General features: G+C 36.7%; 11 protein-coding genes and 1 pseudogene. 5 read left to right on the top strand and 7 right to left on the bottom strand.

Annotated elements, in window-relative coordinates:
• A pseudogene (locus GO685_RS00685) lies at positions 1-132 on the top strand (IS982 family transposase); the annotation flags it as partial.
• Positions 133-214: 82 nt separating this feature from the next.
• Here the strand turns inward: GO685_RS00685 and GO685_RS00690 are convergent.
• From GO685_RS00690 to GO685_RS00710, 5 genes are all read right to left on the bottom strand, one after another.
• Positions 215-586 (bottom strand): holo-[acyl-carrier-protein] synthase, encoded by a 372-nt coding sequence (locus GO685_RS00690; protein WP_175937120.1) that lies wholly within the window; start codon positions 584-586, stop codon positions 215-217.
• Entirely contained in the window at positions 583-1860 is a 1278-nt protein-coding gene (proS, locus tag GO685_RS00695) for a proline--tRNA ligase (RefSeq protein ID WP_175937121.1), read from the bottom strand. The genes GO685_RS00690 and proS overlap by 4 nt, the downstream gene beginning before the upstream one ends.
• A gap of 93 nt (positions 1861-1953) precedes the next feature.
• Positions 1954-2235 (bottom strand): hypothetical protein, encoded by a 282-nt coding sequence (locus tag GO685_RS00700; RefSeq protein ID WP_175937122.1) that lies wholly within the window; start codon positions 2233-2235, stop codon positions 1954-1956.
• Entirely contained in the window at positions 2208-3053 is an 846-nt protein-coding gene (locus GO685_RS00705) for a hypothetical protein (RefSeq protein ID WP_175937123.1), read from the bottom strand. Before GO685_RS00705 ends, GO685_RS00700 begins: the two co-directional genes overlap by 28 nt.
• A 244-nt stretch (positions 3054-3297) precedes the next feature.
• Complete coding sequence (locus GO685_RS00710; protein ID WP_175937124.1) at positions 3298-4851, bottom strand: penicillin-binding transpeptidase domain-containing protein; 1554 nt, start codon at positions 4849-4851, stop codon at positions 3298-3300.
• An 841-nt stretch (positions 4852-5692) separates the two neighbouring features.
• Between GO685_RS00710 and GO685_RS00715 the strand changes: the two genes are divergently transcribed.
• A complete protein-coding gene (locus GO685_RS00715; protein ID WP_175937125.1) occupies positions 5693-6121 on the top strand; it encodes a WD_0964 family protein in 429 nt (142 codons plus the stop codon).
• 110 nt (positions 6122-6231) lie between these two features.
• Here the strand turns inward: GO685_RS00715 and GO685_RS00720 are convergent, their stop codons facing one another.
• Entirely contained in the window at positions 6232-7308 is a 1077-nt protein-coding gene (locus tag GO685_RS00720; RefSeq protein WP_175937126.1) for a rod shape-determining protein, read from the bottom strand.
• Positions 7309-7328: 20 nt separating this feature from the next.
• The gene (locus tag GO685_RS00725; RefSeq protein ID WP_175937127.1) at positions 7329-8756 is read right to left on the bottom strand and encodes a gluzincin family metallopeptidase; all 1428 of its coding nucleotides are present in this window, start codon (positions 8754-8756) and stop codon (positions 7329-7331) included.
• A 274-nt stretch (positions 8757-9030) separates the two neighbouring features.
• On the opposite strand from GO685_RS00725, the gene GO685_RS00730 reads away from it, so the two are divergent.
• The 3 genes from GO685_RS00730 to ftsH all read left to right on the top strand — a co-directional run bounded on the left by GO685_RS00730 (position 9031) and on the right by ftsH (position 12839).
• Positions 9031-9510: an OmpA family protein gene (locus tag GO685_RS00730; protein ID WP_175937128.1), complete on the top strand. Its 480-nt coding sequence runs from the start codon at positions 9031-9033 to the stop codon at positions 9508-9510.
• Positions 9511-9701: 191 nt separating this feature from the next.
• Complete coding sequence (gene tilS, locus GO685_RS00735; protein ID WP_175937129.1) at positions 9702-10997, top strand: tRNA lysidine(34) synthetase TilS; 1296 nt, start codon at positions 9702-9704, stop codon at positions 10995-10997.
• A 12-nt stretch (positions 10998-11009) separates the two neighbouring features.
• A complete protein-coding gene (gene ftsH, locus GO685_RS00740) occupies positions 11010-12839 on the top strand; it encodes an ATP-dependent zinc metalloprotease FtsH (protein WP_175937130.1) in 1830 nt (609 codons plus the stop codon).
• Positions 12840-13311: the final 472 nt, after the last annotated feature.

Below are 13311 nucleotides of genomic sequence, written 5' to 3' on the forward strand. Positions count from 1 at the left end.
AACAGATTAGAAATTGAACATACTCGCCATAGATCTCCTATTAACTTTTTAGTTCACATCTTTTCTACGCTTATTTCATATTCTTTACAACGCAAAAAACCTTCCATTTCCAACTCTTTCTTCCTCGGCTAATCCATAGTTAGCGTTATAAGGGTAACGGCGAAAGTTGTCAAGCAGTTTTTTTTGGCCCGTTTAAATCACAATAGTTGTAAAACTAGCCGCAGATCACAACAAATGCAGTAGCGTAACCCCCTTCATCGCTTAGGGAGAGGTGAATTATGTGGTCCTTGGAGATAGAATCCTTGCCAATGGCTAGATGCGGCTTTCCTCTTATATCATTGTATATTTCTATGTTTTTCATTGTAATGCCCTGGCTGAATCCACTGCCTAATGCTTTAACAAAAGCCTCCTTTGCTGCAAAGCGTTTGGCAAAATACTTTGCCTGTATTTCTTGACTGTTGTACTTTCTGCTTATCTCTATTTCCTGCTCAGTGTAGACTTTATTGAGGAATTTTTCCCCATACTTCTGCAGTATTTTCAATACTCTTGGTATATATACTATGTCAGTGCCGATGCCGCGTATCATTCTGCATTGAAGCGGTTTATTGCTTCTTCAATCTGCATTTCCTCAATTTCTCCAGTTGCCCTATTTTTTATTTCAACTATATTTTCACTTGCTGCTTTCTTTCCAACAATTATTTGCCATGGTAAGCCTATTAGGTCCGTTCTAGCAAATTTCACTCCTACGCTTCCCTCCGTATCATCGTAAAGCACTTCATCGTTTTTTAAAGCTTTGTATATTTTGTCTGCAATCTCCACGCATTCGCTAGTTTTCGTTTGTAAATTGATTAGACCAATCCTAAAAGGAGCTATCGCCTCTGGCCAGATAATCCCTTTATCATCATGAAAAGCTTCTATTATCGCACCAACAAGCCTTGAGATCCCAATCCCATACGAACCCATATGTATATTGACATTCTTTCCATCGTGTGAGGTGACTTTTGCATTCATTGGCTTCGAATATTTATCACCAAAATAAAAAATGTGACCTATTTCAATACCTTTACTAACGCTTAACTGTTCTTGCGGTATAGGGCAAGTTTTGAGGTCGTGCATATCATCTGCAACTGCGTATATACTTTTCAAACTTTCAATATCTTCACTTTCTAATAACTCGGGAAATTTATTGTCGTAGTATAAAGTGCTCTCGCCAGTGCTTGCCAATATGTGAAATTCATGACTTAAATTTCCTCCAACTGGCCCTGTGTCTGCTCTTACTCCAATTGGAGTAAGTCCCATGCGTTTGAAGATTTTTATGTAAGTTTTGTACATCAAATTATATGAATTCAGTGCATTTTCATAGTCTATATCGAAACTATACGCATCCTTCATTAAAAATTCCCTGCCTCTCATAACACCGTAACGAGGCCTTACTTCATCGCGAAACTTCCACTGAATTTGATATAAACAAAGTGGTAAATCCTTGTAACTCTTTACTATACCTCTAATCAAATCAGCTGCTACCTCCTCATGCGTTGGCCCGAAAAGCATATCACTCTCATGCCTATCCTTAATACGCAGCATCTCTTTGCCGTAATCATCATAGCGTCCTGATTCTCGCCAAAGGCTTGCTGGCTGCACACAAGGCATTAATACCTCAATTGCACCAGCTTTATTCATTTCATCTCTGATGATATCTTCAATATTCCTAAGCACGTGCAGACCGAGCGATAACCAAGAATAAATGCCAGACGCTGTCTGCTTTATTAAGCCCGCACGTAACGAATATCGGTGAGAAGCAATTTCAGCACTAGCCGTGATCTCTTTTAAAGTTGGCAGGTAATATTTAGATAAGCGCATTTGATAAATTTGATTGTACTGAGTAATTTTAGTACAATCAAATCCGTAGGTAAACTTATTTTGAAAAAGAAGGGAAGTTATAGTACTTTCCTTTTAATCTCCGAACCTTCTAACACGCTCCTTAAAAGAAAGAGTAGGTGGGTCTTTTATCTCACTATCCACTGTACTCGTATCACACTCTCTTTTTACAGGAGGAGCCTTGGATTTTATCTGTAAATAAGCAGGCTTAGATAGTACCTGTGGCTTTCCTGACTTTGGTTCAGGATGTAGCGGAGATATGGGTTTAAGTTCTACGTTATTATCGGATATATAACCACCGTCGGGAGATCCGTTTTTTTCTATATGGCCTAATTGGGAGCTTGAAGATACCTGCACGATAGTTCCTTGGTGCGCATTCCGATTTTCATTATCACTAGGTATATGATCATTGTCGGAACTTTCGCTTCTTGTTTCACTACCTGGCTGAGGGTGTCTGAGGGTGTAAATTTTTTTCTGTGTTTTGTCTGCTTCTTCTGCTTTGTCTCTTTCCGTTTGCCTTCACTTTTATCTGTAAACCAACCTAAACTACTGTCAGAACGTTCGCTTTCTTCAATTACCTTTCTTCTCTTCATAAGAACCGAAACTATATCTGTACGATTAAACTGCGATTGCCTTTTCCTCTCTGCTTGCTCCCTTTTAATTTTTGCAACGAGCTCTTCTCCCGTCTTTCGGTCAGCGTTGTCCTCATGACTTTTGGGTGTTGCACTCAACTTTTCTGGATCTTGCTTAGGAGTATCACCTTCTCTACTAATCTTCTTTTTCTGCAGATAAACTTTAATCTCCCTATTTAAAGCATCAAAAAGATATATTAGATTATTAACCTCATTTTCAGGCCCGCTAGAGCTACCGGTTTTATTTTTTTTTGCACCCCTCAACACTTTGGGGAGATTGATTTGTATCGTAGGTGGAGGTGGCAACACACTGGCGCTTGAATTTTGTTGTGTTCCAAACTCAACAGGATTATTAGATTCTTTTCCAATTGGTTTATTTTTAAGCACAGATTCTTTTGTCACTTCTCTTGTTAGCTGTTCCTTGTTGGGTTCCTCTTTACTAAGGCCTGCTTCTTTTTTATTACCAGCTTTAGGAATGATCAGTTTGACAAGATATATCACTGAAACCAGTGCAACAACAGCAGAAATAGTAAAAATCGCCAAAGGAACTGTTGCAATCGTATCAGAAAATGCTGCAAAACATAAGGAAGATATTGACCGGCTATAAAACTTAATACAGACGATGATAAAATAGCTATTAAATAGCCAAAATTTGATGTACGCATTTCTTTACCTCACTAGTTCATACAATATTGATAATAGCTAAATTATCATACCTGTCAATAATTTGTGGACAATTATTTTAATTTACTATACGATCAACAATGGCCATATAATATTTATAGAATCATTTTCTCAGCGCATATCGCAATATCTCGCTCGCTATAGCAACATCCCGGCGTGGAGCTTTGCCGTGTTCTATGAACACAGAGATTGCATAGCGCGGGCCATGATAGGGACCATAAGAGATAAACAATTTATGGCTTTCACCCCTGGAGTTTATCTCTGGAGTACCGGTTTTGCCGGCAATTTGCATAAACTCAAGCCCTTTTCTATAGGCTCCAGCTTTAGAATTCACCACATCAAACATAGCTTTTCGAACTATGTCAAGGTGCTCATGATCCACGTCAATGTTAGGGAAATCTTGTGTCGTTTTGCTCATCTCAATGTGGGGAATCACCTCTTTCCCTGTTGCAATTCTTGCTGCAAGAACTGCAAGCTGCAGTGGTGTTGTAAGCAAATATCCCTGTCCTATAACCAAGTTGATAGTGTCACCCAAATACCACTGTGAACATAGCTTCCGCATGCGCCAATCTCTATCAGGCAATAACCCTGGAGCTTCCTCCTTAAACGTTCCAATCAGTGGCCCGCTTCCGATACTGAATTTTCTGGCCATTTCTACTAGAGAGTCTATACTTATTTTTTTTCCTATATTATAAAAGTAAGTGTTGCATGAGAGAGTCATTGCCTCGTTTAAAGATACATATCCATGGGCTTTGCTTTTCAGGCAACGGAATTTCCGCTCTCCTATTGTCATATAGCCCCTACACGAAAATTTTTCTTCTGGTGTGATTATTCCGTCCTTTAAGCCTGCAAGCGCAACTATTACTTTAAATATCGAACCAGGTGGAATTTGATACGATAATGCACGATTTACAAGCGGTAATGAGGGAGCATTTAGACCCTCCCAAGTCTCATTTGATAGTCTGCTAGTAAAGAGATTATTATCGTAGGAAGGTGAATTGTATAACGCTAAAATTTCCCCATTATTTACATCAATGACCACTGTAGAGCCTTTGTGACCCTGAAATACCTCTGCAATTTTCTTCTGCAGATCAATATCAATTGTCAGCTGCACATCTTGCCCGTCTTGCTGTGGTATGTTCAATAATTCTCTCATAACACGCTTCTTGGAATTTATTTCCTGCTCAGATTTCCCTGGTTCACCTTTTAATATATGATCATACGTATACTCAATGCCACTTACTCCTACCTCGCTTATTTCCTGCTGTTTTTTCGTATACCCAAGTACATGAGAACACATCGAACCAAACGGATAGTAACGTTTATAAAGAGCAGTTATTTTTGTCCCCGAAGGTCTTGCTAAATCAGATTCAATTTCTGATAACACCTGCAAATCAGCTTCTTTACCAGAAATTTTCTGCTCGTTAAACACGATTTTGTTTACCGCGAGTTCGATGCCATTTCTATCTAAAATTCTGCCCCGCCTAGGCACAATATTGGCAATCCGTATCCTATTATTGTTAGACAGCGCTTCGTATTTTTGTCTATTCCGTATTTGTAAATTATATAGCCTATAACTAAAAATTGTAGAGATGGTAAGCTGAATGCCACCTAATATGAATGTTCTGCGGTTAAAGACTTTGTTTTTTGTCCACATAGAATTCCTTCAAATATAGCTCTGTGGCTTATTATACGAATATAAGAGACTGAGAAACTTCGACACATGAATTGCAAAGGCAGTATGTTAAATGTTATAGCAGTTAAATACAAATAAGTACACTTGTGCAAACATTGTTAGCCGTAAGCTAAATAATTCACAGAAACAAAAACTACTTGACAAATTCCTTTAGTTCCCTTATTACAGTATTGGAGCTATTCATTTAGCTTCAATCTGTGCAGATTAAACGACGAAAGTATCACGGTTGGCGTCTTATGTTGAATTTTTTGCACTATGTGCACCTCATGTCTTTATTAATTTCACGTAGATTTCTAGGTTTTTGCCTATACAAGCTGAAACGTGCTTATAAGTCATTCAAGACAGTATAGTACGCCAATTTGCAGGATTAGAGAGTGAGCAACTTCTACCACGCAATTTCTTTTGTCTTTTTTTCTGCTTAGTAAATTTCTTAAGCATTAAGCTAAGGTTAGTTGCGGTTTAAAAGCAGCTAAATTGCAGCGTTTAAGGCTAAAAAGATGCCAATATTTTTGAACAGATATTGACCAGGGGTTCTTTTGCTTTTTTTTAGCTTTTATGTAAAAAGCCTATTAAAGGGAAAGATAATTGCAATGAACCTAGTACAACCAAATTACTTAGGAGATGATGATATTTTGGTAGCTGGTGATTTGTAAGAAACTTTGCCTGATTTATTTGAGAACTTATCTCGGCTTTAATTGCGCGAGAGCAAAAACTTTGCAGAGTTCAAATTGAGAATAACTTATTGTTGATAGCTTTAATTTATTAATATATAATGTATATATACTAGTAAATGGAGCTCAAAATGTACGATATATTTGGTTACTTTCCAAAAAATAGCACTTGCAACACACAATCAGATAGAGAAAGTTATCAATACACAAAAAGAGATTACGTAACAATTTACTTCAACAATACATTAGCCAGTTTAGGCAGATCATGGGAAAGTTTTAAAATGGATGCATATTTAACTATGTATGAAATTGGAACTTGGTTAGAGGAAAAATACAAAAGCTTTACTGAACGAGTTGAAAAGTACGATTTCCACACCCCAACAGAAAAACCTCCAATTATTGAAGAAATAGAAATGAAGGAACTTAACTGTGCATTTAAAACATTCCGAACTCCGCCTATTCATCCAGCAAGCAGCGATCTTGGCGCCAATGACCTAAAGCAAGTTATTGTTACTCAACACGCACCTCAAGTTACTCAACAAAATAGATTAGGTCTTTAATGTACGATCGTATCTATCATGCAGTTGTGTGTCGCTACTTGGATAACATCTTTTCGTGTTTGGAATAGAGTTTGCTATAAAATGAACTACCTTAAAGACAGTCATCATAATTAATCTTGCTTAAATAAAACATGGCTGAAATAATCCATGTTTTCAAGCACTTTGCCACTACCTAAGGCAACGCAACAAAGCGGGTCATCTGCCACACGCACTGGCAGTTTTGTTGTTTCACTAATAACTTTGTCTAAATTGCGTAATAATCCACCACCACCAGATAAAACTATCCCTTTGTCGACTATGTCAGAAGAAAGTTCAGGAGGAGTGCTCTCTAATGCTGTCTTAATAGCAGAAATTATTTGATGCACAGGCTCTATTAAACTCTCTGCAACCTGATATTCTGATAAAAGCATTTCTTTTGGCATACCGCTCACTAAGTCCCTACCTTTAACCATCATTCCCTCTTTGTTATTTTCACCCGGTAGGCTAGCCGAACCTACACTTTTCTTAATTTTTTCAGCTGTTGTTTCACCAATCAATAACTTATGGTTTTCACGAATGTATGATTTTATTGCTTCATCCATAATATCGCCACCTACTCTGGCAGACCGTGAATAAACAATTCCTCCTAAAGAAATAATTGCAACTTCGGTTGTACCCCCTCCTATATCAACAACCATGGAACCCTCAGGCTCGGTAACTGGAAGTCCAGCACCAATTGCTGCAGCCATTGGCTCTTCAATCAAAAATACTTCATTTGCACCAGCACTTTCTGCTGCATCTTGTATAGCACGCCTTTCAACTGGAGTAGACCCAGATGGAACACATATGATAATGTTAGGTTTATTAACAGTGAGTTTTGTATTTGCACTGCGTATGAAATACTTTAGCATCTCTTCCGCACTTTTAAAATCAGCAATTACCCCGTCTTTTAATGGCCTGATTGCCTCTATTTCTCCAGGCGTTTTTCCTAGCATCATTTTAGCTTTTTTACCAAAAGCGTAAGGAACATAGCTTCCTTTTTCCTTTATTCTTGCTACAACTGAAGGCTCATCAAGCACTATTCCTTGATTTTTTTGATAAACTAAAGTGTTCGCAGTGCCAAGATCTATAGCAATATCGCTAGCAAATAAACCTTTGAAAGTGAAAATGTTACAAAATTTTCTAGTTAATTTCTGAAAAAAACTCATATACAACTCAAAAAAACATTTTATTGAGACAAATTATACTTTTCAGATAAGTAATTAGTACAGCATTCAACGTCTAACCCCTTGCCTGTTACTTTTTTTAGTAGATCCGAAAAACCATACTTTGTACTGCATATATTTTGGGATAACCAGTTGATAAGTAAACTAAAATCTCCTTTCATTATAGCACCTAAGAACTCGTGATGATTTCTTTTAATGAAAGAAAAAATCTGTACAGCGGTAATTAAAGCCATAATTTTAATAGGGAAATATCCCATGATTCCGCTTGCCCAGTATTCATCTTGAAAATAAGTGTCTAGTTCATTTTTAGCTTTTACTGGAATTTTATAATGCTTCATACCTTCCAGCCATGCATCATGGAGGTCTTTGACCTCTAACGTACCATTTATTATATTCTGTTCTAACCTAGTCCTCAGCATGATGTGAGCTAACAGACTAAGCTCATCTGCATTCTTTAAAAGGGAGGAAAAATTTATTTTATTGAAAACCAAATACAAATTCTCAACACTGCTAAATTTTGCATTAGTCTTACCTTTTATGGTAAACTTCTCTTTTATGTACGATTGAATAAACTCAATAAATTCTCTAGATGTTCCAATCACCCTTTCCATGAATAATCCTTGGGTTTCATACATAACGTGTTCTGCAATTGGGCTACTTACAGAATTTTGCGCTAAACATTTTCGATAAATTTCATGGCCACTACATCGTAAAAGTAGAAACAAACCGCAACAAAAATCAGATTCATTGTAATCTATAGGGTGGTGGCAAGAAGTATGGCATAATGTAATACCCATTTTCTGTAGACACAGCGAGCCGAGTTCAATCTGCCTTTGAGTAGCAACTTTCTGCATATTAATGGCTTTGTCTTTCTTTTGCTTTTCAATTATTTTATCTACACTTTCACAAAAAAATTTGCCTACCTTAGGAAATATTTCCTTTATGCTCTTTTCTGTGATATCAAAGTCATAGTCAGCAAGCAGTGAGTCGTATTTTGAGCATTTTAATTGCTGCGATTTTATAGAAACAACTTCGCGAACGAGCTTGACCAGATCAGCAAAGCGTTTTTTCAGCTTTTCCAAGCTGCTAGTTTCAGACTGAGATAGCTTCCATAAATTTTGGCACTCAACTTTAGCTTGGGATAAAGACTTTACTAAATCAATGGGAATAGCACTGCTGCTCTTATGCATTCTCTCCATTAATTTTAGCTGCCGATTGCTAACACTCCTTTTATTGCCAAGAGCACTTGCTTCTATTAATGATTCTTTTATTATGTCGTGAGAAATAATTTCATGTTTAATTTCTTCTAGAAGACCCATTTGCTCAACTTTGTCTTCTACGTTTAATTGGCTTTGGCTTAGTACTTTTAGCGTATTTTCAATACTCTTTACCTTATACAACACTTCCTCTAAGAATTTATGAGATTTCATATTTGTTCATTTTTTAGAAAACATATATTTAATATCGTAATAGATTAATAATAAAGTTAAAAGTATATTTACTCAAAGTACAACAAAAAATTATGTATTCTGTACCTTTACTAGATTTTTCCACAAAAAGTCTAGCACCTTATTAGAAAATTAATTGTAAGATTGTAGAAAAGTATTTAGTATTTTATTTTTCTTGACTATACTGCTATAGAGAGATTATTAAATACTAAAATTTAAAGTTACGCACTATTTAAAAATTTATGGAGGTTTAGTGATGTGGAGTAGATTAGTTGTAATGTGCTGTTTTTGTTTACTGCTTACTGGTGTAAGCTCTTGTCCAAAGAAAGGAGTGAACACAGCAAATAAAATGAATTCTGTTGTTAAACGGGTGAGCGAAAAAAGAGTTTTTTTTGATTATGATAAATCTAATATTGGCGAAGCAGGTGCAGATGTATTGCTCGATGTAATGGAGGTATTGCAAAATAACCCTGATATGAAGGTTACTGTAACTGGTCATACTGATAATCGTGGTTCTTATGAGTACAATGTTGCACTGGGCGAGAGAAGGGCAGATGCAGCTAAGAAATTTATGGTTAGCTGTACACCTTATCTAGAAAATAGAATAAAAACTGCTTCTAGAGGTGAGGCCGAACCTTTAGTTTATGTACAGGACGACTCTAAGAATTCCAAGTATGAAAAACAGCATGCTAAAAACCGTAGGGTGGAGTTCTTATTTTCTGAAGCAAAGAAATAGTTTTTCGCATTAAAACCTAGATCCCAGTGTCAAGCACTGGGATAACTAAAGATAAGGGCACTTGCAATAGTATAAGGACGCTTAGGTTGTAAGGGGAGGAGGGCACAAAAAAACACAATGCATAGTTGGAATCCAGCAAGTGTTATTTCCTATATAATTGACTTAAGAAAGCAAATTATGCAAGGGACCTAATGGAATTAGAATTATTATTTCAAGATGTAATCAAGGGTTTTGCTATCCATAACAATAAAGTTGCAGTTGCAGTGTCAGGTGGTATAGACAGTATAGCTTTATTGCATTTAATGATTAATTGGACAAAAAAAGGACAATGTCCTCTTCCTATAGCATTAACAGTAAATCATGCATTGCGTCAAGAGTCTCAAGAGGAAGCCGAATTTGTTGTAAGTTATGCAAAAGAACTTGGAGTAGAGGAATCGTTCATATTAAAATGGGAGAAGCAAAATATTAAAGGTAATGTTCAATCACAAGCACGAAAAGCACGATATAAGCTGCTAACAAAGTGGTGCAAAAGTAACGATGTTAAGCACCTACTCATTGCTCACCATAAGGATGATCAAGCAGAAACGTTTCTACTCAGGCTTGAACGTGGTAGCGGCATAGATGGATTGTCATCTATGGATTGTAAGTCTTTTTTTAATGGTATTTATGTACTGAGGCCGTTGTTAAATTTTAGTCGTAGTGAAATAGAAAAATACGCAAACTTTCATCGGCTAAGATGGGTCGAAGACAGAAGTAATCAAGATTTGAAATATAGGCGCACGTTATACCGCAACCTGCTTAAAGTAAGTGATAATCAGGAGACTTTAATAGGGCGAATATGCCTCACAGCTCTCCACATGAAAAGAGCTGCAAAAGCGTTGATGCACTACACGCGTCTTGCGTTTAATGACTGTGTTAATGTTCATGATCTTGGTTACATCGAAATCAAACTAAGTGAATTTCATAAATTGCCTGAAGAAATAGCCTTGAGGCTTCTGCTCTATTCTATAATGGTAATCAGCAGTAAACATTACAAACTAAGATATAACAATCTTATTGCAACATTTAACCAAATATTGCAAAAGGATAACGATCTTCATTGTACACTTTCTGAGTGTAAAATAAGGAAGTACAAAGAAAGCATATTGGTAATTAGAGAACCATCAAAAATACAGGAAGTATCTGTAAGTTTGCCACTCAATGGTCCTGTTGAATGGGATAACAGATTCAGCTGCACAATACTTGGGGATCAGGAGTGTTCAGTAACTATTGTCCCGTTAAAGAAAACGCATAAGATTCCTACGTTCTTAAAAGACTATAATTGCTGTTCTGAGGTTTTTTACTCTTTACCTGTGGTGCTAAAAGGTGAAAAGATACTGGCTTATTCTTATATAAATTATAATGAAGAAAATACCCATAACGGCAAGTTTCAATGCATTACTAATAGCATAATAAAACAAAATCTGGTAAACTTAATTGATATTTAGTCAAAAATAACAATGAAAAAATTTTTAGAAGGCCTATTGATTTGGCTAGTAATAGTTGTACTTGTTTCGGTTGCTTATATCCAGTTCAGCGGAAATACAGGAAAAAGTAAAACAACTATACCTTTTTCAGAATTTTTAACTAAGCTGGAAGATAGTGACATAGAAAGTGTTGTCATAAGAAATCAGAACATTGAAGGCAAGTTTAGAGATGGATTAAGTTTTAACTCAAGTGGTGTTATATATAGTGACTTAATAAAAAGTTTGCATGACAGAAAAGTGAAATTCTCCTTTTCAACTGGAGATTCTGCAATGAGCATCATTGGGAGCTTACTTATTCAATGGATCCCAACATTTATTTTTATCGGGTTATTGCTGTTCCTTTTAAAACAAACACAAGCAGGAGGCAACAGAACCATAAGCTTTGGCAAATCAAAAGCTAGGCTCATGACTAGTGGAAAAAAAGTGACATTTGACGATGTTGCTGGAATTGATGAAGCAAAGGAAGAGTTGGTAGAAATTGTTGATTTTCTTAAACAAAGGCAAAAATTTCAAGTGTTGGGTGGAAAAATACCAAAAGGGTGCCTCTTAATTGGCTCTCCTGGAACTGGTAAGACCCTACTTGCTCGTGCGATTGCAGGTGAGGCTAATGTGCCATTTTTTAGCATCTCTGGATCTGATTTTGTCGAAATGTTTGTTGGTGTTGGTGCAAGCCGTGTACGCGATATGTTCGATCAAGGCAAGAAACACGCTCCATGTATAATTTTCATAGATGAGATAGACGCAGTGGGTAGGCATCGTGGCATTGGTCTTGGTGGTGGCAATGATGAAAGAGAACAAACGTTAAATCAGTTATTAGTTGAAATGGATGGTTTTGAGTCTAATGAAGGTGTGATAATAGTTGCTGCAACCAATCGTCCAGATGTTTTAGATCCAGCTCTGCTTAGACCTGGTCGTTTTGACCGTCAGATCACTATTTCTTTACCTGATATAAATGGGCGTGAAAAGATATTAAATACACATATAAAAAAAATATCGATAGCACCAGATGTAAATGTAAAAACAGTTGCAAGAGGAACACCAGGTTTCTCAGGTGCCGATTTGGCAAACCTAGTGAATGAATCTGCGCTTATTGCTGCAAGAAGGAACAAGAAAATTGTTACTATGGATGATTTTGAATATGCACGTGATAAAGTGATGATGGGCGTGGAAAGGCGTTCCTTAATTATGACAGAAGAGGAAAAAAGGCTCACTGCTTACCATGAGGCTGGTCACGCAGTAGTTGCTGTTAATATGTCTGCCTCCGATCCGATACACAAAGCAACTATCATTCCAAGGGGTAGAGCCCTAGGTTTAGTTATGAGATTGCCGGAAACAGACAGAGTATCTCATACAAGGGAAAAGATGATAGCAGACATAACCGTTGCTATGGGTGGAAGAGTAGCAGAAGAGCTAATTTTTGGTTATGATAAAATTACAAGCGGCGCATCTTCGGATATAAAACAAGCATCTGATTTATCACGCGCTATGGTAACAAAATGGGGGATGAGCGATAAGGTAGGACCGATATATCATAGTCGTGAACAAAACGTGCATGGTTCTGATATAATTTCTGAAGACACTCTAAAGCTCATAGATGAGGAAGTAAAACGAGTTGTATCTTCATGCTATGAAAAGGCAAAGGATATCTTGACCAAATGCTGCAAAGATCTGGAACTTATCGCTGAAAACCTGCTAGAGTTTGAGACTTTAACAGGAGATGAAATCAAAGATATATTAAGTGGGAAAAAGATTGTGAGAAATGAAAACGAAAACAAGGAAAAAGTAAGAAAATCCTCTCTCTGATTAGATCTGGTCTAGTAAACCTCTCGCATAACAAACTTCTGGCAGCGCGTTGGTATTCAATGGAAATGAAAAAAACTACTTGACAACCTTTGCCGGTTACCCTTATAATGAAACTGAAGCTATTATTTATCTTCAGTCTGTGCAGATAAAACGACAAAAAACTCAATGTACTTGGCGTCTTATGTTTAATTTTTTGCACTATGTGCACCTCACGTCTTTTTAAAACTTCTGGTTTTCAAGCTGAAACGCGCTTATAAGTCGTTTAAGACAGTATAGAACGTCAAATAGACAAGGGAGAATTTGAATACTAGCTGCCCTAGAGTTTTTTTGCCCTTTTTCCTGCTTAGTAAATTTCTTAATGTTTACAGTTTTGATTACTTGCATTTAAAAGTAGCTGAATCGTAGTCTCTGTGAACAAAATTTTAGAGAAGCCATATGAGAGAACCAACGAGGTTTAAAAAACCCATAAAAA

Source organism: Wolbachia endosymbiont of Madathamugadia hiepei, from assembly GCF_013366855.1.
Lineage (GTDB): Bacteria > Pseudomonadota > Alphaproteobacteria > Rickettsiales > Anaplasmataceae > Wolbachia.

What these genes read in the sequence shown, in the direction of transcription:
- GO685_RS00690 (WP_175937120.1), bottom strand. Translation starts at nt 586, where the DNA reads ATGATACGCGGCATCGGCACTGACATAGTATATATACCAAGAGTATTG.
- proS (WP_175937121.1), bottom strand. Translation starts at nt 1,860, where the DNA reads ATGCGCTTATCTAAATATTACCTGCCAACTTTAAAAGAGATCACGGCT.
- GO685_RS00710 (WP_175937124.1), bottom strand. Translation starts at nt 4,851, where the DNA reads ATGTGGACAAAAAACAAAGTCTTTAACCGCAGAACATTCATATTAGGT.
- GO685_RS00715 (WP_175937125.1), top strand. Translation starts at nt 5,693, where the DNA reads ATGTACGATATATTTGGTTACTTTCCAAAAAATAGCACTTGCAACACA.
- GO685_RS00720 (WP_175937126.1), bottom strand. Translation starts at nt 7,308, where the DNA reads ATGAGTTTTTTTCAGAAATTAACTAGAAAATTTTGTAACATTTTCACT.
- GO685_RS00725 (WP_175937127.1), bottom strand. Translation starts at nt 8,756, where the DNA reads ATGAAATCTCATAAATTCTTAGAGGAAGTGTTGTATAAGGTAAAGAGT.
- GO685_RS00730 (WP_175937128.1), top strand. Translation starts at nt 9,031, where the DNA reads ATGTGGAGTAGATTAGTTGTAATGTGCTGTTTTTGTTTACTGCTTACT.
- tilS (WP_175937129.1), top strand. Translation starts at nt 9,702, where the DNA reads ATGGAATTAGAATTATTATTTCAAGATGTAATCAAGGGTTTTGCTATC.
- ftsH (WP_175937130.1), top strand. Translation starts at nt 11,010, where the DNA reads ATGAAAAAATTTTTAGAAGGCCTATTGATTTGGCTAGTAATAGTTGTA.